The 21,411-nt window shown below is 70.7% G+C and carries 23 protein-coding genes and 2 tRNA genes; 17 read left to right on the plus strand and 8 right to left on the minus strand.

The genetic code is table 11. The annotated features are described in order from the left end of the window. Positions 1 to 5: 5 nt before the first annotated feature. Genes EHF32_RS14735 through EHF32_RS14745 form a run of 3 tightly spaced genes read right to left on the minus strand, consistent with a single transcriptional unit; the run spans position 6 to position 3,038 of the window. A complete protein-coding gene (locus tag EHF32_RS14735) occupies positions 6 to 623 on the minus strand; it encodes a hypothetical protein (RefSeq protein ID WP_137418886.1) in 618 nt (205 codons plus the stop codon). A gap of 21 nt (positions 624 to 644) precedes the next feature. Then, the gene (locus EHF32_RS14740) at positions 645 to 1,991 is read right to left on the minus strand and encodes a cryptochrome/photolyase family protein (RefSeq protein WP_137418887.1); all 1,347 of its coding nucleotides are present in this window, start codon (positions 1,989 to 1,991) and stop codon (positions 645 to 647) included. Positions 1,992 to 2,039: 48 nt separating this feature from the next. Beyond that, complete coding sequence (locus tag EHF32_RS14745; RefSeq protein WP_137418888.1) at positions 2,040 to 3,038, minus strand: diacylglycerol/lipid kinase family protein; 999 nt, start codon at positions 3,036 to 3,038, stop codon at positions 2,040 to 2,042. 98 nt (positions 3,039 to 3,136) lie between these two features. Here EHF32_RS14745 and serS point away from each other — a divergent pair, with 98 nt between their 5' ends. The 4 genes from serS (at position 3,137) to EHF32_RS14765 (ending at position 5,965) form a co-directional block, all read left to right on the plus strand. Continuing rightward, positions 3,137 to 4,402, plus strand: coding sequence for a serine--tRNA ligase (gene serS, locus EHF32_RS14750; RefSeq protein WP_137418889.1), 1,266 nt, complete (start codon positions 3,137 to 3,139; stop codon positions 4,400 to 4,402). After that, positions 4,399 to 5,298, plus strand: coding sequence for an HAD-IIB family hydrolase (locus EHF32_RS14755; protein WP_238343733.1), 900 nt, complete (start codon positions 4,399 to 4,401; stop codon positions 5,296 to 5,298). The genes serS and EHF32_RS14755 overlap by 4 nt, the downstream gene beginning before the upstream one ends. Positions 5,299 to 5,353: 55 nt before the next feature. Then, positions 5,354 to 5,438, plus strand: a tRNA-Ser gene (locus EHF32_RS14760). A gap of 191 nt (positions 5,439 to 5,629) precedes the next feature. Beyond that, positions 5,630 to 5,965 (plus strand): histone-like nucleoid-structuring protein Lsr2, encoded by a 336-nt coding sequence (locus EHF32_RS14765; protein WP_137418890.1) that lies wholly within the window; start codon positions 5,630 to 5,632, stop codon positions 5,963 to 5,965. Positions 5,966 to 6,205: 240 nt separating this feature from the next. Here the strand turns inward: EHF32_RS14765 and EHF32_RS14770 are convergent, their stop codons facing one another. Continuing rightward, positions 6,206 to 7,573: an FtsX-like permease family protein gene (locus EHF32_RS14770; RefSeq protein ID WP_137418891.1), complete on the minus strand. Its 1,368-nt coding sequence runs from the start codon at positions 7,571 to 7,573 to the stop codon at positions 6,206 to 6,208. Continuing rightward, positions 7,570 to 8,286, minus strand: coding sequence for an ABC transporter ATP-binding protein (locus tag EHF32_RS14775; RefSeq protein WP_137418892.1), 717 nt, complete (start codon positions 8,284 to 8,286; stop codon positions 7,570 to 7,572). Before EHF32_RS14775 ends, EHF32_RS14770 begins: the two co-directional genes overlap by 4 nt. A 153-nt stretch (positions 8,287 to 8,439) precedes the next feature. Here EHF32_RS14775 and EHF32_RS16120 point away from each other — a divergent pair, with 153 nt between their 5' ends. The 8 genes from EHF32_RS16120 (at position 8,440) to EHF32_RS14810 (ending at position 14,696) form a co-directional block, all read left to right on the plus strand. Continuing rightward, complete coding sequence (locus EHF32_RS16120; protein ID WP_238343734.1) at positions 8,440 to 9,354, plus strand: hypothetical protein; 915 nt, start codon at positions 8,440 to 8,442, stop codon at positions 9,352 to 9,354. Then, positions 9,327 to 9,611 (plus strand): OmpA family protein, encoded by a 285-nt coding sequence (locus EHF32_RS16125; protein WP_238343735.1) that lies wholly within the window; start codon positions 9,327 to 9,329, stop codon positions 9,609 to 9,611. The genes EHF32_RS16120 and EHF32_RS16125 overlap by 28 nt, the downstream gene beginning before the upstream one ends. A 12-nt stretch (positions 9,612 to 9,623) precedes the next feature. Beyond that, a complete protein-coding gene (locus EHF32_RS14785) occupies positions 9,624 to 10,133 on the plus strand; it encodes a DUF3060 domain-containing protein (protein ID WP_161594132.1) in 510 nt (169 codons plus the stop codon). A 5-nt stretch (positions 10,134 to 10,138) separates the two neighbouring features. Beyond that, on the plus strand, positions 10,139 to 10,405 hold the full coding sequence (locus EHF32_RS14790; RefSeq protein ID WP_137418895.1) for a DUF4190 domain-containing protein: 267 nt from the start codon (positions 10,139 to 10,141) through the stop codon (positions 10,403 to 10,405). Next, the gene (locus EHF32_RS14795; RefSeq protein WP_137418896.1) at positions 10,402 to 11,121 is read left to right on the plus strand and encodes a response regulator transcription factor; all 720 of its coding nucleotides are present in this window, start codon (positions 10,402 to 10,404) and stop codon (positions 11,119 to 11,121) included. The genes EHF32_RS14790 and EHF32_RS14795 overlap by 4 nt, the downstream gene beginning before the upstream one ends. Continuing rightward, positions 11,118 to 12,035: a sensor histidine kinase gene (locus EHF32_RS14800; protein ID WP_137418897.1), complete on the plus strand. Its 918-nt coding sequence runs from the start codon at positions 11,118 to 11,120 to the stop codon at positions 12,033 to 12,035. Before EHF32_RS14795 ends, EHF32_RS14800 begins: the two co-directional genes overlap by 4 nt. Positions 12,036 to 12,156: 121 nt before the next feature. After that, positions 12,157 to 13,422: an LCP family protein gene (locus EHF32_RS14805; protein ID WP_238343736.1), complete on the plus strand. Its 1,266-nt coding sequence runs from the start codon at positions 12,157 to 12,159 to the stop codon at positions 13,420 to 13,422. Positions 13,423 to 13,490: 68 nt separating this feature from the next. Continuing rightward, the gene (locus tag EHF32_RS14810) at positions 13,491 to 14,696 is read left to right on the plus strand and encodes an LCP family protein (protein ID WP_238343737.1); all 1,206 of its coding nucleotides are present in this window, start codon (positions 13,491 to 13,493) and stop codon (positions 14,694 to 14,696) included. A 3-nt stretch (positions 14,697 to 14,699) separates the two neighbouring features. On the opposite strand, the gene EHF32_RS14815 is transcribed toward EHF32_RS14810, so the two are convergent. Beyond that, positions 14,700 to 15,158, minus strand: a complete 459-nt coding sequence (locus tag EHF32_RS14815) for a GNAT family N-acetyltransferase (protein ID WP_192900655.1) — start codon at positions 15,156 to 15,158, stop codon at positions 14,700 to 14,702. Between the two features lie 16 nt (positions 15,159 to 15,174). Further along, positions 15,175 to 15,816, minus strand: coding sequence for a YoaK family protein (locus EHF32_RS14820; protein ID WP_161594133.1), 642 nt, complete (start codon positions 15,814 to 15,816; stop codon positions 15,175 to 15,177). 117 nt (positions 15,817 to 15,933) lie between these two features. Between EHF32_RS14820 and EHF32_RS14825 the strand changes: the two genes are divergently transcribed. From EHF32_RS14825 to EHF32_RS14845, 5 genes are all read left to right on the plus strand, one after another. Continuing rightward, positions 15,934 to 16,025: transfer RNA gene (locus EHF32_RS14825), tRNA-Ser, on the plus strand. Between the two features lie 60 nt (positions 16,026 to 16,085). Continuing rightward, positions 16,086 to 16,355: a hypothetical protein gene (locus EHF32_RS14830; RefSeq protein WP_137418900.1), complete on the plus strand. Its 270-nt coding sequence runs from the start codon at positions 16,086 to 16,088 to the stop codon at positions 16,353 to 16,355. 275 nt (positions 16,356 to 16,630) lie between these two features. Beyond that, positions 16,631 to 17,527: a DUF808 domain-containing protein gene (locus tag EHF32_RS14835; protein WP_137418901.1), complete on the plus strand. Its 897-nt coding sequence runs from the start codon at positions 16,631 to 16,633 to the stop codon at positions 17,525 to 17,527. 83 nt (positions 17,528 to 17,610) lie between these two features. Beyond that, positions 17,611 to 18,138: a hypothetical protein gene (locus EHF32_RS14840; protein WP_137418902.1), complete on the plus strand. Its 528-nt coding sequence runs from the start codon at positions 17,611 to 17,613 to the stop codon at positions 18,136 to 18,138. Positions 18,139 to 18,240: 102 nt separating this feature from the next. Continuing rightward, on the plus strand, positions 18,241 to 19,995 hold the full coding sequence (locus EHF32_RS14845; protein ID WP_137418903.1) for a helix-turn-helix domain-containing protein: 1,755 nt from the start codon (positions 18,241 to 18,243) through the stop codon (positions 19,993 to 19,995). Here EHF32_RS14845 and EHF32_RS14850 read toward each other — a convergent pair. Beyond that, the gene (locus EHF32_RS14850; RefSeq protein ID WP_161594134.1) at positions 19,903 to 21,381 is read right to left on the minus strand and encodes a WD40 repeat domain-containing protein; all 1,479 of its coding nucleotides are present in this window, start codon (positions 21,379 to 21,381) and stop codon (positions 19,903 to 19,905) included. The genes EHF32_RS14845 and EHF32_RS14850 overlap by 93 nt on opposite strands. Positions 21,382 to 21,411: the final 30 nt, after the last annotated feature.

Consider the following 21,411-nt stretch of genomic DNA (forward strand, 5'->3'; position numbering starts at 1 on the left):
CGGGGTCAGGGCTTCCAGGTGACGGGCTGGCCCGCGTAGGGGTGCTCCTCGTCGGGGAAGGTGTCGTTGCGGCTGGTGCCGTTGAACTCCACTCCGCCCAGGTCGAGCCCCGTCGTCAGAGCGACCCAGCATTCCAGGGCGGTGCCGTCCTTCGGCTCCGGAAGAGACAGGCCGCACGCATCCGCGTCGCCCATCCCGACGTTTCCCATGTCGTTGGCGAGCCAACCCGCGAACGAACCGTCCGCCTCGATCGGGATGAGGGGCACGCTGCGGGTCGTGCTGTCGTACTCGCTCACCGGGGTCCACGTGTACTGCACCACGATCGCGAACGGATGCCGGCTGCTCAGCTCCGCCTTGTCCATGTAGCCGTCGATGCTCTCGGGATCCAGAGGATCCATCGAGAGGACCGTCGCGCCCACGAGCTCCGTGTCGCCGCTGGCGGCGGGAACCTTGACCCAGGCGGTGTCGCCGACCGACAGCGTCGTGCCGGGGGCGGTCGCCTCCGTCGGCGCGTCTCCGACCTCGACGGGGGAGACGTCGGGGCCGGCAGCCGCACACCCGGCGAGCGCGAGTGCGGCGGCGGCCACGAGCGGCAGCAGGAGTCGGCGGGCGGTTCGGGGCATGTCGATGTCCTTTCAGAGCGCTCAGCGCGCGGCAGATTTGACGTTCTCGTACGCGTCCAGCGCGCGCTTGCGCGATGCCCCCAAGTCGACGAGAGGGTCCAGGGATGCGGAATCCGGAGCCCACTGCGAGACGTACAGTCCATCCTTGTCGAACTTCTCGGCTTGTGTCTGGGGGTTGAAAATCCGGAAGTACGGTGCTGCGTCGGCGCCCGAGCCGGCCACCCACTGCCAGTTGAAGGGGTTGGAGGCCGCATCCGCGTCGACGAGGGTGTCCCAGAACCACTGCTCGCCGTGGCGCCAGTCGATCATGAGGTTCTTGATCAGATACGAGGCCGTGACCATCCTCACGCGGTTGTGCATGATGCCGGTGTGCCAGAGCTCCCGCATCCCCGCGTCCACCAGGGGGACGCCGGTGCGTCCCCGTTGCCACGCTTCGAGGTGCGACGGGTGCAGGCGGGGCCACGGGAAGGCGTCGAAGGCCGCACGCAGGTTCTTCCGTGCGAGATCGGGGAAGTGGAACAGGGTGTGCCACGCGAACTCGCGCCAGCCGAGCTCGGAGAGGAAACGTCCCGCATCCGCGCCGGTCGCGAGCGTGTCATGCCAGACGGTGAACGGGCTCAGCTCGCCCCAGCGCAGGCGCGGGGACAGCTGGGAGGTGACGCCTGCGGCGGGCTCGTCGCGCGCGGTGCCGTAGCCCCGAAGGTCGTCCTTCAGGAAGTTCCTGAGGCGTGCCCGGGCGGCGGGCTCGCCGGGCTCCCACGTCTCGCGGAGGCCCCCGGCCCAGTCTGGGCGCGTGGGCAGCAGTTCCCAGTCGTCGAGCGCATCGGATGCGGGTGGCCTGCCCATCGCCGGCAGCTCGCGCGGCTCGGGCAGCGGCGCGCGCGGGGCGGGAAGGTGCAGGCACGCGCGCCAGAACGGTGTGAACACGGAGAAATGGGTGTCGGAGCCGGTGCGCACCGTCCACGGCTCGAACAGGAGCGATGCCTGGAACGAACGCACCTCGAGCCCGCCTTCGCGCAGGCTCCGCTTGAGGCCGGCGTCGATCTCGCGTTCCGGGCCGCCGTAGCGGCGGTTCCAGAAGACGGCGCCGGCGCCCGCATCCGAGGCCAGCTCGGGCAGGACGGATGCGGCGGCGCCCCGGCGCAGCACCAGGGCGCCGCCGCGTTCGCGCAGGCGCTCGCCGAGGGAGGCGAGCGTGTGGTGCAGCCACCAGCGGGTGGCGCCGCCGAGGGCGCGCACGCCCGGCGATTCCTCGTCCAGCAGGTACACGCCCACGACCGGTTCATCGCGGTCGATCGCCGCGCGCAGGGCCGGGTTGTCGGCCAGGCGCAGGTCGTCGCGGAACCAGACGAGGGTGGGGCTGCTCACCCGATCATCCTCGCGAACGCGGGGGAATCGGGGTCGAAGGGTTGACAGTCAGAGTCGGCTGAGGTCGTGCCCCGCCGGAACCGTCACCCGCAGCGCGCCCGCGTCGATCCGGCTCACGATGCGCACCGCCTCGCCGAACTCGTCGCCGTCGAGCTGCACCGGATGCGGCTCCGCCGCGGCGACCTCCATCGTCCGACCGCGCATGTAGCGCACGGCGTTGTCGCGCGTGCGCAGCTGCAGCACGCGACGGCCGGCGCGGAATCGGCGCAGCACGCTGTTGTCCCACGCGACCCGGCGCCAGACGAACAGCCACCCCCACCACGCCTTGGGCTGGAACAGCACGACGTCCATCGTGCCGTCGGTCACCGAGGCCTCCGGGATGAGGGAGAGCCCCGCCGGGAGCGACCCGCAGTTGGCGTACAGCACGCTCTGCACGCGGGCCGAGTGCAGACGCTGGTCGCCCACCTGATAGACGATGCGGAACGGCGCCGCCTTCACGAGCGAACGCGCCGCTCCGTCGACATAGGCGACCCAGCCGACGCTCTTCTTCAGCGACGGGCGGGTGTTGGCGATCATCGCCGCATCCAGTCCGATACCGCCCATCACCACGTAGGCGTGCGTCTTCCTCGTTCCGTCGACGCGGTGCAGCTCGGCGAAGCCGACGTCGATCAGCACCGTGTCACCGGCGAAGGCGGTGGCGATCACACGGTCGGGATCGTCCAGCGGAAGACGCAGGTTGCGGGCGAGGAGGTTCCCGGTGCCGCTGGGCACGATCGTCAGAGGCACGCCGGTGTGCGCGAGGGCCTCGGCGACCGCGCGCACCGTGCCGTCGCCGCCCGCGACCAGCACCGCATCCGCTCCCTGCGTGAGGGCCGTGCGCGTCTGGCCCTGACCGAGGTCGTCGGGGCTCGTCTCGAAGAAGAGGGGCGCGCCCCATCCTGCGACCTCCGCAGCATGTACGACCTGCGCCCGCAGGCGACGGGCGTCGACTTTCACGGGGTTGTAGACCAGAGCCGCGCGCCGAACGGCTGCGCGATCCGAGGTCATGCTCACAGAGTAGGGCCGCGCGCCGGCCGGTGGCTCGTCGCGCCACCCCGCCCAGCGGGCGGAATCCGAGGTGCACCCACCACGTCTAGACTTCACGGGTGATCGATCTGGCCCTCCTTCGCGATAACCCCGAGCTCGTCAAGCGCTCTCAGGAAGCCCGCGGCGAGTCCGCGGAGACGGTGGACGCGGCGCTCGCCGCAGATCGTGACCGACGCTCGGCCATCACGGCGTTCGAAGAGCTGCGCGCCGCGCAGAACGCGCACGGCAAGCGGGTGGCCGCCGCTCCCAAGGAGGAGAAGGCTGCGCTCGTCGCCGAGGCGAAGGAGCTGAGCGCGCAGGTCAAGGCCGCGCAGGCCGCCGTGACCCAGGCGGAAGAGGCAGCCGCCGACGCTCTGGCGAAGATCGAGAACATCGTCATCGAGGGGGTCCCCGTCGGCGGCGAGGACGACTTCGTGACGCTGCGCACGCACGGCGAGATCCCGTCGTTCGATTTCACCCCGCGCGACCACCTCGAGATCGGCGAGATGCTCGGCGCGATCGACATGGAGCGGGGGACCAAGGTCTCCGGCAGCCGCTTCTACTTCCTCACGGGCATCGGGGCGCGCCTCGAGATCGCGCTGATGAACCTCGCGCTCGATCGCGCCCTGCAGGCCGGGTTCACCCCCATCATCCCGCCGACGCTCGTGCGCCCCGAGGTCATGCGCGGCACCGGCTTCCTCGGCAAGCACGCCGCAGAGGTGTACCACCTCGACGACGAGGACCTGTATCTCGTGGGAACGAGCGAGGTTCCGCTGGCCGGTTACCACATGGACGAGATTCTCGACCTCGGACGCGGCCCCAAGCGTTACGCGGGCTGGTCCACCTGCTACCGCAGCGAGGCCGGCTCGTACGGCAAGGACACTCGCGGCATCATCCGGGTGCACCAGTTCAACAAGCTGGAGATGTTCGTCTACGTCGACCCGGCCGAGGCGGAGGCTGAGCACCTGCGGCTCGTGGAGATGCAGGAGCGGATGCTGCAGGATCTCGGCCTGTCCTACCGCGTCATCGATGTCGCCGCGGGCGATCTCGGTTCGTCCGCGGCGCGCAAGTACGACATCGAGGCATGGGTTCCCACTCAGGACGCGTACCGTGAGCTCACCAGCACGAGCAACTGCACGACGTACCAGGCCCGGCGCCTGTCGATCCGGTACCGCCCGGAAGAGGGCAGGACGCAGCCGGTCGCGACGCTGAATGGAACGCTCGCGACCACGCGCTGGATCGTGGCCATCCTCGAAACGCATCAGCGTGCCGACGGGTCGGTCACCGTGCCGGAGGTGCTGCGTCCGTTCCTCGGCGGACTCGAGGTTCTGGAGCCGACCGCGTGAGTGAGGCGCGGCTGCCGGAGACCGGAGAGATCGAGATCGAGACGCCGGCGGAGGCCGCCGCTCTCGTCGAGGAGATCGCGACCGCGCGTGCGGGTGGCATGCTCATCGTGCTCGACATCGACGGCACGGTGCTGCTGGAGGACGAGTCGCCGAGCCCCGGGATCGTCGAGGCCGTCGCGGATGCGCGACGCGCCGGTCACGAGGTGATGCTCGCGACCGGGCGCAGCTGGGAGGCGACGCGGGGCATCCAGGAGCTGCTGCAGATCGCGCCGGACTACGCCGTCTGCTCGAACGGCGCCGTGATCATGGCGCGCGTCGGCGCGGCGGATCCCGCATCCCTCGTCTACGAGCGCAAGCACGTCGAGACGTTCGACGCGGCGGAGGTGCTGACGCTGCTGCGCGAGCACCTGCCCGACGCGCACTACCTCGTCGAGCTGCCCGACGGGCGCCGCGAGTACACCGACTACATGGACGACTGGAACCTCGACCGTGCGTCGAAGGTGGAGTTCGAGGAGCTCGCGCGCCAGCCGGTGACCCGCGTCGTCGTGGTCTCTCCCGAGCACGACGAGAGCGACTTCGTCGAACTGGTCGATCGGGTCGGACTCAATCAGGTCTCCTACGCCGTGGGCTGGACGGCCTGGCTCGACATCGCCCCGAAGGGCGTCGACAAGGGCACGGCGCTCGCGCTCGTGCGCGACTGGCTCGACGTGGCGCCCGAGAACGTGCTCGTCATGGGCGACGGCCGCAACGACGTCGGCATGTTCGCGTGGGCGAAGCAGCACGGCGGACGCGCGGTCGCGATGGGGCAGGGCCCGCAAGAAGTGCAGGATGCGGCGGGCGAGGTCACCGCATCCGTGCTCGACGGCGGCGTCGCCGAGGTGCTGCGCCGCCTCTGAGCCGTCAGTGGGTCGACTAGACTCGGCCCGTTCGGCGCGTGCATTCTGCGCGTCGGGAGGGTTGTCCGAGCGGCCGAAGGACCCGGTCTTGAAAACCGGTGGGCAGCAATGTCCCGTGGGTTCGAATCCCACACCCTCCGCAACGAAGGAGCGCGGGCCCCGTAGGGGTCGGCGCTCCTTCGTTTTGATCGGTTGAGCGGGAGTCGAACGGAGTTGGGCCCACGCCGCCCGAGGCTCCGCAGATGACATCGCCTTTCCTTTTCGCTTCAGTTTTCTTTCCGGCGCGCAAGTCGAGAAATTGCAAAAGGTTGATGTGCCATACTCCCTGGCTATGGCCAAACAGCATTTCACCCGACTCATTGACGACCTCGACGGCGAAGTCCTCGAAGAGGGAAAGACGATTCACTTCTCCCTCGAGGGACGCTCGTACGAAATCGACCTTTCCGAGAAGAACGCCGAAAAGCTCCGCGAGGCGTTCGCGCCGTTCATCAAAGCGGGCCGCTCCATCGGCAGCGCGGCGCGCACGACGCCCCGCGGGCGCAGCGCGAAGAAGGACACGCGCGACCTCGGCGCCGTGCGTGAATGGGCCGCGGCGAACGGCCACGAAGTGAGCGCGCGCGGACGCGTTCCGGCCGCCGTTCTCGAGGCGTACGACGCCGCACACTGATCCGCGCATTCGAAGCAATCCTCGCGCCCGAACTCCTGCAATTCCTGTCCGGAAGGAGCGCGAATGGGTGATCTCCTCGGATCTGCAGGAGTTCGGGCACGTGCACGTGCCGCACGCCGAGCCCGCCCGGCGCAGTAAAAGCAATGACGAAGCCCCGGCGAGAAATGTCCGCCGGGGCTTCGTCATTGCGCTCAGGCCGCGCGGCGTCGCACGTATCGAAGGATCTCGACGCCTGAGCGACTACGCGGCCGCCCGCCGGATCGCCCGCACGAGAGGTTCGGTCGAGGCGAGTGAGCCGAGCACGAGGGCGATGCCGACGGCGAAGGTCCCGCCGATGATCAGCAGCGACGTCGGCGCGAGGACGAGGGTGATGCCGATGACGGGCAGGCTCAGCGCGATGCCCGCGAGCGCGCCGCCGAGCGCGGCCCAGCGCAGGGGGAGCAGCACGGTGATGCGGCGGGCGCGGGCGAGGTCGGTCGCGGGCACGCCGAGGCGGTCGAGACCGACGATCAGCTCGCGGTCCTCGAGCACGGATGCGGCCTGCGTCACCCCGACGGAGCACGCCAGGAGCAAGAAGGCCGAGATGAGCGTCACGAGCACGCCCGTGCGGATGTCGGCGAACACCGTCCCGCTGTCGGCCGAGTCGTCACCGGCGAGCGCGACCAGGCTCATCCCGGCTCCCCCGACCACCGCGATGAACGAGACCATCGCGATCGCGGAGACGCGTCTCCAGGCGACGGAGGCGTGGGCGGCGAGCTCTCGTCCGGCGATGAGGTGCGCCGCATCCGCGGCGCGGCGAGCCATCGCGCGGCCGCGCGCGGCGACGATCGGGGTGCCGATGAGGTTCAGCAGGCCGAGGGATCCGGCGAACAGTGCGAGCAGCAGGGCGAGCGACACGGCGGGTCCGACCAGCTGACCGATGCTCGAGAGATTCAGGACGATGACGGCGACGGCGGCGACGCCGATCACACCGACGATCACGGCGACGCGACGACGAGGTGCAGGATCCGAACGCCGACGCACGCCGAGTGGCGTGAGCGCGACGCGGCGCAGCCCGAGGGTGGCGCTGACGGTCGCGAGCGCCACGACCCCCACGAGCACGAGGGCGAGCACGTCGAATCCGGCCCACGCCGCGGCAGCTCCGATCTGGCCGCCGAAGAACGGCAGCAGTCCCACGAGCGGCAGGACGGCGGCGTAGCCGATCGCGCCCGCGACGGCGCCGACGGCCGCCGTCGCGGCGGCCTCGATCACCGTCATGGCCGCGACCTCACCGGAGGTGGCACCCAACAGCCGCAGCGTCGCCAGGCGGTCGTCGCGCCTCCGGCTCGACAGACGCGCGGCGGCGGCGCCGAGCGTGGCCAGCGGAACGGCGAGCAGGACGAGGGCGAGCACCGCGAGGATGCCGTACATCCCGGTGAACGCCCCGCCGCGGTCGTCGGTGAGGAACATGCGCGTGCCGCCGGCGACGATCAGCAGCAGCGTCGTCGTGGTCGCGAAGGCGACGATCGGGAGCACGAGGGCTGCGCGGGACTGCCGCGACGGGCGGGCGAGCAGGCGCGACAGGGTGAGCGTGCGCCGTACCGCTCCCTGCGTGGCGACCGCGCTCATCGCTGCGCCTCGCTCATCGGCGCGGCGTCGAGGATGCGGCCGTCCCGCATCCGGACGATGCGGTGGCAGCGGGCCGCGACGTCGGCGTCGTGGGTGACGACGACGAGGCTGCGCCCCTGTCCGACCGTGGCGTGCAGGAGCGCGGACATCACCTCGGCGGACGTGGCGGAATCGAGAGCGCCGGTGGGCTCGTCGGCGAAGACGAGCGGTGCACCCGTCACCTGCGCGCGGGCGATCGCCACCCGCTGGGCCTGGCCGCCGGAGAGCTGGCCGATGCGGCGGTCCTCCATGCCGGCCAGCCCCAGAGCATGCAGCCACCCGGCGGCGTGCTGTTCTGCGTCTCGCCGCGGCACGCCCTGCACCAGCAGGGGAAGGGCAGCGTTCTCCAGGGCGGTGAGCTCGGGCAGCAGCAGGTGCTCCTGGAACACGAACCCGAGCTGGCTGCGACGAATCGCGGAGCGCCCCGTCTCATCCATGCCGACGAGCTCGACCGGATCCTCCTGGCCGAGGCGGACGGAGCCGCCGTCGGGGGCGATGACCGCGGCGAGGCAGTGGAGCAGGGTCGTCTTCCCCGACCCCGACGCGCCCATGATGGCCACCGCCTCGCCCGGGGCGATCGTCACATCGACGCCCGCGAGGGCGGTGAGCGGGCCGTAGCGCTTGACGAGACCGCGCGCGACGAGAACAGGGTGAGAATCTGAGGGAGCGTGCATGTTTCCCAGCCTCGTGGGCGGAGGCGGCGAGGTCGTCGGCCGCGAGCAGCATCTGCGTCATCCTCGGGGATGATCGGGCCGTGTCGCGGGATTGATACACAGGTGCGACGACCCTGCCACCGGGCGACGGGGCCCGCTCGGTACGGTCGTTGCATGAGCAGCACCGTCCCCCGCATCCTGGCCCTCGTCGCGACCGTGGGCGTCCTGGTCGCCGGCTGCGCCGCCGATCCGCGTCCGGTCGTCCCCGTCGCGACGACGACGCCGGGCTCGCCGTCAGCGCCGGCCGTCCCCGCCGTCGCGGGCTTCGCGCCCGGCGAGGTTCCGCCTGTTCCGCTGTTCACGATGCCCGACCTGTCGTTGCTCGACGCCTCGCTCGGCGGTTTCGCGATCCAGGTGGACCGCGAGATCGGGCCGCGGCCCGGCATCGAGGTGCGCCCCGCCGCATGCGGCGACGTGACCGAGCGGGCGACCGGCCGGGGGTCCGTGCTCCTGTACGGCGACGGCTCGGGAACCTTCACCGGACCCGACGGCGCGGTGCACAACTACGGCGACGGCTCCGGCAGCTTCACCGTCAACGGCGTGACGGCGAACGTCTACGGCGACGGCTCGGGCTCCTACATCGCCGACGGCATCGAGATCCACAACTACGGCGACGGCTCCGGATCGGTGACGACGGCCGAGGGCGCCACATGGGTCTACGGCGACGGCTCCGCCTCGCGCACCGGCAACGGCGTCGAGCACTGGAACTACGGCGACGGATCGGCGATGTACCGCGATGCCGACGTCGAGATCCACAACTACGGAGACGGGTCCGGTTCCTATATCGCGGCGGGCCTGGACATCCGCAACTACGCGACGGCACGGGCGCCGTCAACGGAAAGCCCGTCGAGGTCGACGCCCTGCCCGCCGTCAAGCCGGTCGGCGTCTTCCCGCCCCTCGGCACGCTCGCGCCCCTCACATCCTGCGGCACGACCATCACGCTCAGCGACGGCGTGCTCTTCGACTTCGACCGCTCCGAGATCCGGACGGATGCGGCGGGTGTGCTCGATGAGCTGGCTGCTGCGATGACGGAGCTCGACGTGCCGACGGCCGAGATCGGCGGCCACACCGACGCGATCGGCTCCGATGGGTACAACCAGGAGCTGTCCGAGCGCCGCGCCGCCGCCGTGGTCGCGGCTCTCAAGGACCGCGGTGTCACCGCGTCGCTCAGCGCGGTCGGATACGGCGAGAGCGCACCCGTCGCCGCGAATGAGATCGACGGCGCCGACAACCCCGCCGGACGCCAGCTCAATCGCCGCGTCGAGATCTTCATCCCAGCCTTTTGAGCGGACGAGATGATGAAGAACACGCTCCCGATCACCCTCGCCGCCCTCGCCGTGCTTCTGACCGGATGCTCCGTCGCCTACGAGACGCCCGAAGCCCCCGCAGCAGATCCCGCTCCGTCGTCGACACCGGCGCCGACGGCATCGGCTCCGAAGGAGCAGGAGCAGGAGCCGAACACCTCGAGGACTCCGTCCCCCGCATCCGACGACCTGCGGGCGCGCTACGCCGATGTGGCGCAGCAGACCTCCTGCGCCTCGGGCGAGGTCGTCGTCGCGCAGGCGGGCGCGACCGTGTCGATCGAGGGGGAGTGCGCCCTGGTGACCGTCACCGCGAGCGGCGCCGTCGTGCTGGCCGATCGCATCGGCACGCTCGAGATCACCGGAGCCGCCAACCAGGTGCAGGCCGCATCCGTCGACGTCGCCCGGCTGGGCGGCAGCGGCAACGACCTGCGGTGGGAGAGTGGCGCCGCAGACGTGACCGATACCGGCGTCGCCAACTCGGCACGCGCCACGACCGGAGGATGACCAGCATGTCCCAGCCCCCGCAGCAGTACGTCTACGTCACCCGTCCCACCGATGGGCTCGCCATCACGTCGTTCGTCCTCGCACTGCTCGGGTTCAACCTGCTCGCGGTGATCTTCGGGCACGTCGCGCTGGCCCGCATCCGCCGCAGCAACGCGGGCGGTGCCGGCTTCGCGATCGCGGGGCTGGTGATCGGCTACCTCACGATCGCCGCGATCGCCGTCCTCATCCTCGTGGCGTTCGGCATCGGCATCTGGGCGGTGAACGCTTCATGAGCGACGAGGCGCGCACCCGCGTGCTGCTCGTGGACGACGAGGAGGCCATCACTTCCACCCTCGCTCCCTACCTCGAACGCAGCGGATTCGACGTGCGGGTGGAAGCCGACGGACAGAGCGCCCTCGACGCGCACGCCGCCTTCGCGCCGCACATCGTCGTCTCCGACGTGCTCATGCCCCGCATGGACGGGCGCGAACTCGTGCGGAGCCTTCGCCGGGCGGATGCGTGGACGCCGGTCATCATGCTGACGAAGGTGGATGCGTCGTTCGAGCGCACGGCGGCGTTGGAAGAGGGTGCCGACGACTATCTCGGAAAGCCCTTCGACCCGCCGGAGCTCGTGGCCCGCATCCGTGCCGTCCTGCGTCGCACGGCAGGTGGTGGCAAGCCCCTGACGGCGTCGTCGCAACTGGTCAGCGCGGGGCTCCGATTGGACCGTGTGGCCCGTCGGGTGCAGCGAGACGGGCAGACGCTCGAGCTGACGCCGAAGGCGCTCACGCTGCTGGAGTACCTGATGTCGCATCCGGACGAGGTGCACACGAGGGAGCACCTGCTCGAGACCCTGTGGGGATTCGAGTTCGCCGTCACCACGCGCGCCGTCGACCACCGCATCGCGGAACTGCGTCGCGCGCTGGGCGATGATGCCCAGCAGCCGCGCTGGATCGAGACGCTGCCGGGCGCGGGCTACCTCTTCTGCGCACCGGTGAGTGCTTCATGAAACCCTCGCCGCTGGTGCTCGTCGCCGCTCCGTTGGCCGTCGCCGTGCTCATCGCCGTCGTGCTCGCGCTCGCGGGCGGCAACGGATCGATCGTGCTGCGGATGCCGCTGGCCACGGTGATCGTCGCGGCGGGCGTGCTCGTGTCGATCGTGTTGGCGCTCCTGCTGATCGTCCGGCCGGTGCGCGTGCGTCGCCGCTCGGCGGCCCTCGCCGCCGCACGCGCCGAGGGCGCGGTGGCCGAACGCGATGCGCACCGGCGGTTCCTGCGCCGGCTCGACCACGAACTCAAGAACCCGGTCACCGCCATCCGTTCGGCGCTCGCCGCGGGTGAGCAGACGCCGCCGGAGAACCTGGTGATCGCCTCGGCGCAGGCCGCGCGACTCGGCGGTGTGGTCACGCAGCTGCGGGCCCTGTCCTCGCTGGAGACCCGGCCGATCGAGGCATCCCGCGTCGACCTGACGGTCATCGTGGAGGAAGAGGCGGCGGCGCTGCGGGACGAACTCGCCGCCCGCGGCGCACGTCGCAGTGTCGAGACCGTGCTGCCCACCGTTCCCTGGCCTCTGCCGCCCGTGACCGGAGACCCCGACCTGCTCGCGGTCGCCGTGCGCAACCTGCTGTTGAACGCCGCGAAGTACTCCGCCGAGGGCGCTCGCATCGAGGTGCGCGGCACGGAGGAGTCGGACGCCGTCGTCATTGAGGTCGCCGACACCGGGTGGGGGATCCGTGCCGAGGATCTCCCGTTCGTGTGGGAGGAGCTCTGGCGGGCCCAGGATGCGCGGGGTGTCGAGGGAACGGGCCTCGGCCTCTCGCTCGTGCGCGTGGTCGTGCATCGTCACGGTGGCGAGGTGTCGCTGCGGTCGCAACTCGGGCGCGGAACGAGCGTGCGCCTCACGCTGCCGCAGGCGCCGCGTTGAGGCGGCTCAGGCGATCCGCACGTCGTTCTCAGGTCTCGACTCGTAGGATGGGCGACGATCTACGGGGGTTCGGCGCGAGATCTCGCGGCGCCCCCACGTCGTGTGTTACGAGAGGACCCGTGTGAGCCCGACCCGAAGCGGGCGTCGCCAGACGGTGGCGCGCCACGGCCGACTGCGCTCGCCGCATCCCGTCGCACAGTTCTTCAAGCTCGTCGCCGTGTCGCTCGCCGTGGTGCTCGTCGCCGGCATCGGTGTGGTCGGCTACAACGTCTGGAGCCTGACGACCAACCTCACGCAGGACGCGGTCGCGCTCGAGGGACAGAGCGCCGTGCCGCCGGACATCGGGGCGATCGAGGGTGGCGTGAACCTGTTCCTCGCCGGGACCGATGCGTGCGAGCCGGAGTACGCGGAACTCTTCGGCGACCGGTGCTCCGGCGCCGATGCCGACGGCGACCTCAACGACGTCAACCTGCTGCTGCACATCTCCGACAACCCGCGTCGGGTGACGGTGATCTCCTTCCCGCGCGACCTCATGATCCCGATCCCCTCCTGCACGCGGGCGGACGGCTCGACGACGTCGGCCATGAGCAAGCAGCAGCTGAACTCGACCTTCTCCTACGGAGGTCTCAGCTGCGCGGTGAAGACGATCTCCGAGCTGACCGGGCAGAACATTCCGTTCGCCGCATCCGTCACCTTCGGCGGCGTCATCCAGATCACCGACGCCATCGGTGGCGTCGACGTCTGCATCGCGAACGGCATCCGCGACCCGTACACGGGCATCGACTGGCCCGCCGGCACGCGCAACGTGCAGGGCTGGGACGCTTTGCAGTTCCTCCGGACGCGGCACGGCGTCGGGAACGGTGGCGACCTCGGTCGCATCTCCAACCAGCAGCAGTACATGTCGCGTCTCGCGCGCAAGCTCGTCGGCGAGGGGGTGCTCAGCGATCCCGCCACGCTCTACAAGCTCGCTACCGTCGGCGTCGAGAACGTGACGCCGAGCCAGAGCCTCACGAATCCGATGACGCTCGTGCAGATCGCGCTCGCCGTCAAGGAAGTGCCGTTCAACGAGATCGTCTTCGTTCAGTACCCGACGCTCACCGACCCGGCCGACCCGAATCGCGTGGTGCCGAACAAGACCGCTGCCGACACCTTGTTCGCCGCCCTCGAGGCCAACCAGCAGCTCGTGTTGACTGGCTCGACGAGCCAGGGTGAGGGCACGATCGTCGCCGATCCGACCGAGGCTCCCAGCGACCCGACCACCCCCGCGCCGACCCAGTCCGCCGACGTGGCGCAGCCCACGACCCCGACCGACAGCGTCGAGCTGCCGTCCACCATCGCGGGGCAGACCGCCGCTGAGGAGACGTGCTCGAACGGAAACCTGCGCTGATGCCACGGCGGCGTCCTCGCGGCCTCCCGGTCGCCCGGCACGGACGGCTGCGGTCTCCGCATCCTCTCGTGCAGGCGTTGTCGATCGCGGCCGTTGCCGTGGTCGTCGGCATTGCCTCGGCCGCGGGCGTCGTCGGCTTCCACCTCTGGGATGCCGCAGCCACCATCCAGGACAACGCCGTCGACATCGGTAATGACGGCGACCCCGCTCTGCCTCCCGGCCTCGGCGAGATCGAAGGTGGGGTGAACCTCCTGCTCGTGGGCACCGACTCGTGCGAGGGGCAGGATCTCGCCCTGTTCCCGCGGTGCGGCATCGACGATGACGGTGGCGAGCGCAACGACGTGACGATGCTTGTCCACATCAGCGATGCGCCGCGCCGAGTGACGGTCGTGTCCATCCCGCGCGATACCTTCGTGCCGATCGCCGAGTGCCAGGATTCCGACGGCAACACGGTGGGCGGCGGCACGGAGAAGATCAACGCGTCCTACATGTACGGCGGCCTGCCGTGCACCGTGCGCACCGTCGAGGAGCTCACCGGCGAAGACATCCAGTTCGCGGCCGCCATCCGCTGGACCGGCGTCATCAACCTTTCCGACGCCGTCGGCGGCGTCGATGTCTGCGTGAAGGGCGATATCTCCGACCGACACACCGGCCTCGTGCTCACCGCCGGAACGCACACGCTGCAGGGGGTTCAGGCGTTGCAGTTCCTGCGTATCCGTCACGGCATCGGCGACGGGTCGGACCTCGGCCGGATCTCGAACCAGCAGCAGTTCATGTCGTCGCTCGTGCGCAAGCTGCAGGGCGACGCCGTATTCGGGGATGCGGGCAAGCTGCTGAACTTCGCGAACGTCGCCATGACGCAGGTGCGCGAGAAGCAGCTCGTGCTCGACAAGCAGCTCGCCAACCCGACGCGCATGGCGCAGATCGCGATGGCCCTGAAGGGCGTCCCGTTCGAGGACATCGTCTTCGTCCAGTACCCGGCGGCCTACTCGGGCGACGGTCTCGTTCCGATCTCGGGTGCGGCGGACGAGCTCTTCGCCGCACTCCGCGAGAATCGCCCGCTGCAGCTCACGGGTGAGGCCAGTGGCGGCTTCGGCGTCGAGGTCACGGGCGAGGTGCCCGACACCGCTACTCCGGATCCCGCTGCGACTCCTCCCGCCCCCGCGGCGACGGAGGGCGGCGAGGCACTCCCGTCAGACACGGCGGTCGAGCTGCCGTCGTCGATCTCGGGGCAGAATGCCAGCCAGGTGACCTGCACGGTTCCGCAGAAGTAGATCTCAGAGGTCGAAGCGGTGCGGGATGACACCCTCGCCGTCGCGGTATGGCGTGAAGCCCATCGCGGAGTAGTAGGCCAGCGCCGGGGCGTTGTCTGCGCCGATGCTCGCGTCGAGATGCCACACACCCGCTGACTCCGCCGCCGCCAGTGACACCGCGAACAGGCTCCGTCCGATGCCACGGCGTCCGGCTTCGGGGTGGATGTGGGTGCCGATGATGCCCCAGCCCTCGGGGACGTCGTAGGGGTTGCCCGGCCACGCCTGCTTGAGTGACTGGAACCCGAGGATGCGGTCGTCTTGGACGGCGACCGTGCAGGCGATCCGGTGTTCGGGGCGGAGGTAGCGCTCCTGAACGAAGGCGATGTCGACCGGGCTGGCGCGAAGGCCGGCGCGGTGGATGGCGTTCTGCACCTCGGCCATGCCCGCAGCATCCGTCTGCTCTGCGGGGCGGAACTCGATCATGTGCTGATTGTCCTGTTCACTCTGATGAGGTCGCTGGCGGCGTTCCCCGCCGGAGAACGAGGGCGGCTGCCGTGGCGGTGGCGGCGGCGGCAGGAAGCCAGAGCGCGACGGGGCCGACGAGGCGCGCCGCCGCCGCGCCGGCGATCGCACCGATCGCGATCGCGACCCACAGCGCGAGGTGCCGCATCCACGCGCGCCGATCGCCGCCGCGGAAGGCCGCGACGATGTTCTCCGCGAGCTTCATGAGCTGCCCCGTCATGTACGTGATGCCGAAGGGAGCGGCGCCGTCGCGGGAGTGGACGGCGTTCGTGGCGCCCATCGCGGCCGCGAGCACCGGTCCCGCCGCCAGCACGTGCCCGATCCCTGCCAGAACCGCGGCCACGAGGAGCGTGAGCGCCACGAGGGTCATGACGCCGCGCGACCGTGCGCGGATCGACACGGCCGTGCCCGTCACGCCCCCGGCGACGAAGGCCGCGACGAGCAGTCCCGCGTATCCCGCGGCGCCCCACGCGCCGCCCGTCAGCTCGGCGGAGGCCTGCGTCGTGTTGCCGCTCATGAACGACACGAAGAAGCCGCCGAGCATCACGAACGCGAAGCCGTCGACGAAACCGGCCAGCAGCGCGAGCGCCGCCGAACTGACGAGGTGTTTCGGGTCCACCGGATGCCCTTCCGGATGCGGTGTGCACCGCATCCGCTATCGAGTATCCGGGACCTGTTCGGTGGGGGCGAACCGACCCGTTATGATGGACGGGTGTGTTCGGCGCAAGCCGCCACTGGAGACGTCGCATAGTCAGGCCTAGTGCACCACCCTGCTAAGGTGGAGTCCCCGTAAGGGGACCGAGGGTTCAAATCCCTCCGTCTCCGCCATGAGCCCCGGTCAGCCGGGGCTTTCGTGTTCTGTCAGGTCACGCCCCGCATAATGGGCACGTGTCCTACACCGTCGAACGTCGCCGCAACCCGAGCGCCTGGGCTGGATTCTGGTTCGGTCTCGCCGGGCTCGTGCTCATGCCCATCCCGCTGTTCATCGGGCTCATCCTCGGCGGCGGGCTCTCCGTCGTCGCGGCCGTGTTCACGGTGATCGGCCTGCTGAAAGGTCTCGCGCGCAGCGGGCAGGGGATCGCGCCCGTCGTGTTCGCGATCATTTTCATCCTCCTCACCTGGGGCGGCATCTCGGTTGGCGGCGGCACGATCTGGTGACTCACCCGCTTCTGAGTCAACGCACCGCGGGTGACTCCGGCTCGACGTACCCGCGTGCGAGCGACTGAGGGATCTGGTGCACCGCTGCGGGGTGCGGCAATCGCAACCGAGTCGCACGCCAACAGGCGCCCACCGGGCCGGTGCGTGCCGGCGCGTGAGGTGCCGCCGCGGTTCGCACAACCTGCGATCCCGCATGCCTCCGGGCCGATATCCTCGCTGAGGGCATCCGCCCCTGCAGCCGTTCGGCTGCGGCCCTCGCATCCGGGAGAGTGCGTATGTCGGTCGGCCTGCTCGCCGTCGTCGATGACATCCTGACCGCCGCCATCAAGGCGAGCGCGAAGACCGCGGGTGTCGTGATCGATGACGCCGCCGTCACCCCGCAGTACGTGCAGGGCATCACGCCGGCGCGAGAGCTGCCGGTGGTGTGGAAGATCGCGCTCGGCAGCCTCATCAACAAGTTCGTGATCATCATCCCGATCGCGCTGCTGCTGACCGCATTCGCCCCGTGGGTGCTGCCGTTCCTGTTGATCCTGGGCGGCGGGTTCCTCTGCTTCGAGGGTGCGGAGAAGGTCCTCGAGTGGTTCGGTGCGCACCACGAGGATGCGGATGACGACGCCCCCCGCGACGAGAAGAAGCTCGTGTTCGGCGCCGTGCGCACCGACCTCATCCTCAGCACCGAGATCATGCTGATCGCGCTCTCGAGCCTCGACCCCGACTTCGGCATCTGGATGACCCTCGGCGCGCTTCTGGTCATCGGCCTCGCCATGACCGCTCTGGTCTACGGCGCGGTCGCGCTGCTGGTGAAGGTCGACGACATCGGCCTGCGACTCATGAAGAGCGACGCGCGCCGCATCCGCCGATTCGGCGTCCGCGTCGTCGCATCGATGCCCGCCGTGTTCAGGGTCATCAGCGTCGTAGGTACCGTCGCCATGCTCTGGGTCGGTGGTCATCTGGTCGTGGGCAACCTGGCCGAAACGCTCTGGGACGGACCCGAGCACCTCGTCCACGCCGTCACGCACCTCGTGGAGGCAGCAGGCCCCGTGGTGGTGTGGATCATCGAGACGGCCCTCTCCGCCGTGTTCGGCCTCGCGCTCGGGCTTGTGATCGTGGCCGTGGTCACCGGCATCTCGCGTCTGACGAAACGCGGTGCCCCCACGGATGCGGCCGACTGAGGTCTGAGGACGCCACTGCGGGATCCGGCGGGATTGCGTCGCAGGTCGTATCGGCGCGCCTCGCCGACTGTCATGATCGCGGCGTGAAGTCTTTCAAGCCGCTCGTCCTGGTCGCGGCAGCCCTGGTGCTCACCGGCTGTTCGCAGACCGCGACGGACGCGGCCGAGCCCGCGGGGAGTTCGGCCGCGGCGGGCGCCGATTCGGGTTCGGCGCCCGCGCCCGAGGCGGGGTCGGGCACGGGCGACGCATGCGCGCTCGTGCCCTCCGCCGACATCGCCGCAGCGCTCGGTGTCGATGCGGTCGAGGGGATCGCCGCGGAAGGTCAGCAGGGTCTGCAGCAGTGCACCTGGACCTACGCCGATACGCACAGCGCCATCGCCCAGTACACCGGCGACGCCGACGCGTTCCTCCCCGCGGAGCTCTATCCGCAGGGCGGGAACGCGCAGCCGATTCCGGGCGTCACCCGCGGCTGGGCCGATGCCTCGATCGGCACGATCCTGGTCGTGAAGGGCAACGAAGGGCTGCTGCTCGTCGACATCGACCCGGGAGGGTCTGGCGCCGACCCGGCGTTGTGGACGAGCCTCGGGGAGACCATCGCGGGTCGTTTCTGAGGCTGTTCGCTGCGGGTTTCGGCGGATTCCGCATCCGCTCCGTATCGCGGCGGGTCTCCTGCGTGGCACGATTTGCCCGGAACCGGCAGAGGGGCGGATCGCGTGGGCGACGACGTCGACGGCAGTGCCGAGGCGTGGCGATTCGGCACGGGCATGCTGCTGCGCGTCTTCGCCGGTGACGCGGGCGTCGAACTCGCCGCTGCGTCCGGGCGGTCGGATGCGGCGACGAACCGCGCCGACCGTGCACTCTCCCGCGTCGCCGCCACGATCGCCGCGGTGATCGCCTGCCGGTTTCCGGATGCGGCCGCGCACGCCCGTCGCGCACTGGACGAGAGCGATGGGTGCGCGCCGCCCGTCGTGCGCCTCGCGTCGGCGGCGATGTTGACCGCGGACGCCATGGCGGGCACCGATCACGGTCACCGCCTCGGCGTGGATGCGGCCGCCGTCGCCGCTGCCGTCGTCGAGGAGGGCGAGGGCGCGCTGCTGACGCGATACCTGCTGGCCGAAGCCGCGCTGAGCTCCGGCGGCTTCGACGCCGCCGACGCGCTGATCCGCGGTGCGGAGCTCGCCCCTGGACAGGTGACGACGGACGACACCGAGCGCGCCGATCCGGCCGCGGTGGCGCTGCAGCTGCTCGCCGCGCGCAGCGCCGCATTCCACGGGCGCCGCGACGAGGTGAGAGCGATCGCCGAAGGGCTGTTCCGCAGCGCCGCGATCGTGCCGCCGCGGGCACTGGTGGTGCTGCAGGCCATCGGCAGCTACGGGGCCGCGGTCGCCGGCGACCGGGAGCGGTTCTTCGCCCTCGCGGATGCGGTGATCGCGCGCACCCGCCGGGACGAGAACTACCTCTCCGTCGGATCGTCGCTCTACGTCGCCTGGGGCTTCCGTGCCGTCGGACAGCTGCAGCGTGCCGCGGCGTTGCTCGTGTCGGCAGCGGGTGCCGACCTGTCGCGCTGCAAGGTGTGGGACCGTGCCTTCGCCACGGAGGTGCTCGTCGAAGCGGCGCTGTCGCGCGGCGACACCTACCGTGCGGGAGTTCTCCTGCGTCGCAGCGGCGCACTGGCTCGTCATCGCGTGGCGACGTCGTCGCTCACTCGCGCCCGTGGAGCACTCGCCCTGTCGCAGGGGCAGGCGGCGGATGCCGAGGCGCTGGCCGCCGCATCCGTACGCATCGACGAGGCGGCCGGAGCGGCGACCGAGGTGCTGCGCGGCGAGCTCGTGCGTGCGGACGCGCTCGCCGCCGCCGAACCCGCGGCGGCGTTGGAGCTGTTGCTGCGCCTCGCGCGGCAGGCGGATGCGGTGGGCTACGAACGCCACCGCCTGCTCGCCGCTCGTCGGTGGCGGGAGCTGGCTGCGCGGGTCGGCGGCGCGCGGGGCGACCTGGCGGTCATGACCGAGAAGCAGCGCGAGGTGGCGGTGCTTCTCGCGGAGGGCAACACGAACGCGGCGATCGCGCAGGTGCTCTACCTCTCGCCGCGGACCGTCCAGAGCCACGTCGAGGACATCCTCCGGATCACGGGAGCGCCGACGCGCGGCCGCGCGGCTGCTCTTCTCGGCCCCCGGCGCGGGCTCGATCTGGCGCGGTTGAGCCCACGTCAGCGCCAGATCGCCGCCCTGGCCGCGGCGGGAAGCCGCAACGCCGAGATCGCCGCATCCGTCGGTCTCAGCGTCAAGACCGTCGAGCACCATCTCGCCGAGGCTCTGCACCGACTCGGTCTCCCGTCGCGAGCGGGGCTCGCCACCGTCGCCTTCGAGTCAGCGGCCTCACCCGCGGGTGCCCCGGCGTCGGATCCCGGCACCGATCGCCAGCGCGGCTCCTCCGAGGAGGGCGCCGAGGGCGACGAGCACCGCGCCTGATTCATCCGCAGCACCGCTCGCGGCCAGTCGCGTCGGCGAGCCGGGATCCGTGGGGACCTGCGTCGCTGCGGAGGACGGCTGAGGCGCCGCGTCGACCGTCAGGGTGATCGTTGTCGTGACGACCGTGCCGTCCGACGCCGACGCTGTGATCGTGTACGTCTGCGTCGGTTCCAGAGCGAGCGGCGTCCCCGAGATCGCGCCGGTCATGGCGTCGAGCGAGAGACCGGCAGGAAGGGCCGGTGACACGGCGAACGTGGGCGCGATGTCGAAGGCGGATGCGGTCACGGTCATCGTGAACGGCAAGCCGACGGTCCCCGTGTCGCCGGTCGCCGCGGTGAGCGCGGCACGCGAGAGCAGGCCGACCGCGCCGGAGGCGCGGTTGCCGACCCAGACGCGGTTGCCGCTGGGGGAGACGAGCACGGCGGCCGCATCCGTCGTATCGATCGCCGTCGTCTCGGCTACGTCGCCGGTCGCGACATCGAGCGTCGACAGGTTGTTGGCGCCCACCACGAGCAGGTTCGTCCCGTCGGGCGAGAAGGCGGCGGCCGCCGCATCGTGCGGCACGGTCGCCGTGCGCACGATCGTGCCGTAGGCAGCGGATGCTGCGTCGATGTCGATGAGGAACACCCGCTGCGCGCTCGGGGCGGTCACCGCGGCCAGCGTGCCGGCGGGGTTCACGGCGATCTGGCCGGCGGTCGTCGTGCCGGGCAGAAGGATCGTGGCGGACTGACCTGCCAGCGCGAAGGGATCGTTGAAGAGGTACACGACGCCGGTGCCGGCCGCGGTCCCCGCGACGAGGATGTCGTTGTCCGAACCGTTGCCGGGACCCGTGGCGATGTCCGAGAGTGCAGAAGGCCGAGGGGTGCCCGGCGCGTCCGGGGCGAAGTCGACCCCGCTCACGCTGCTCACGTCGATGTTGAACCGGAGGATCCGGGTCGGATCGGCCGCTGAGGGGGCGGCCACGACGGTCTCGCCCGCGGCCGCGATCGAGAGGGCGCCGAGCGCCGTCGTCGGCAGGGCGATCTGAGAGATCAGCGCACCCGATGCGTCCAACCGCACCACCCATCCTGCCGTCGTGGAGACGTCGACCTGGGCGCCGTCGGGGTTGATGGCCACATCCGTCGGGAGTCCGAAGCCCTCGACCGCGAAGTCGATCGAATGCGCCACGACCGTGCTCGTGGAGGTGTCGAAGATCGCGAGGCGAGCGGAACCGTCGACGACATAGCCCGTCGAACCGTCCGGCGAGAGTGCGAGGCGCTGCACGCTGCCGCCCGTGCCGGCGACGCCGGTGACCGTCTGCAGCGGTTCGGCGGCCTGTGCGGGCAGGGCGAGGAGCGCCACGGCGCCCGCGGCGATCAGAGCGAGAGGGAGAAGACGGCGGCGCATGGCGGTCCTTCGGTGTGGGGCTCCCGACGC

It is taken from the genome of Microbacterium sp. RG1, from assembly GCF_005347485.1.
GTDB lineage: Bacteria > Actinomycetota > Actinomycetes > Actinomycetales > Microbacteriaceae > Microbacterium > Microbacterium binotii_A.

Coding starts and splice junctions, on each gene's coding strand:
- EHF32_RS14735 (WP_137418886.1), bottom strand. CDS start 623: ATGCCCCGAACCGCCCGCCGACTCCTGCTGCCGCTCGTGGCCGCCGCC.
- EHF32_RS14745 (WP_137418888.1), bottom strand. CDS start 3,038: ATGACCTCGGATCGCGCAGCCGTTCGGCGCGCGGCTCTGGTCTACAAC.
- EHF32_RS14765 (WP_137418890.1), top strand. CDS start 5,630: ATGGCCAAACAGCATTTCACCCGACTCATTGACGACCTCGACGGCGAA.
- EHF32_RS14770 (WP_137418891.1), bottom strand. CDS start 7,573: ATGAGCGCGGTCGCCACGCAGGGAGCGGTACGGCGCACGCTCACCCTG.
- EHF32_RS14775 (WP_137418892.1), bottom strand. CDS start 8,286: ATGCACGCTCCCTCAGATTCTCACCCTGTTCTCGTCGCGCGCGGTCTC.
- EHF32_RS16120 (WP_238343734.1), top strand. CDS start 8,440: ATGAGCAGCACCGTCCCCCGCATCCTGGCCCTCGTCGCGACCGTGGGC.
- EHF32_RS14785 (WP_161594132.1), top strand. CDS start 9,624: ATGAAGAACACGCTCCCGATCACCCTCGCCGCCCTCGCCGTGCTTCTG.
- EHF32_RS14790 (WP_137418895.1), top strand. CDS start 10,139: ATGTCCCAGCCCCCGCAGCAGTACGTCTACGTCACCCGTCCCACCGAT.
- EHF32_RS14795 (WP_137418896.1), top strand. CDS start 10,402: ATGAGCGACGAGGCGCGCACCCGCGTGCTGCTCGTGGACGACGAGGAG.
- EHF32_RS14800 (WP_137418897.1), top strand. CDS start 11,118: ATGAAACCCTCGCCGCTGGTGCTCGTCGCCGCTCCGTTGGCCGTCGCC.
- EHF32_RS14815 (WP_192900655.1), bottom strand. CDS start 15,158: ATGATCGAGTTCCGCCCCGCAGAGCAGACGGATGCTGCGGGCATGGCC.
- EHF32_RS14835 (WP_137418901.1), top strand. CDS start 16,631: ATGTCGGTCGGCCTGCTCGCCGTCGTCGATGACATCCTGACCGCCGCC.
- EHF32_RS14850 (WP_161594134.1), bottom strand. CDS start 21,381: ATGCGCCGCCGTCTTCTCCCTCTCGCTCTGATCGCCGCGGGCGCCGTG.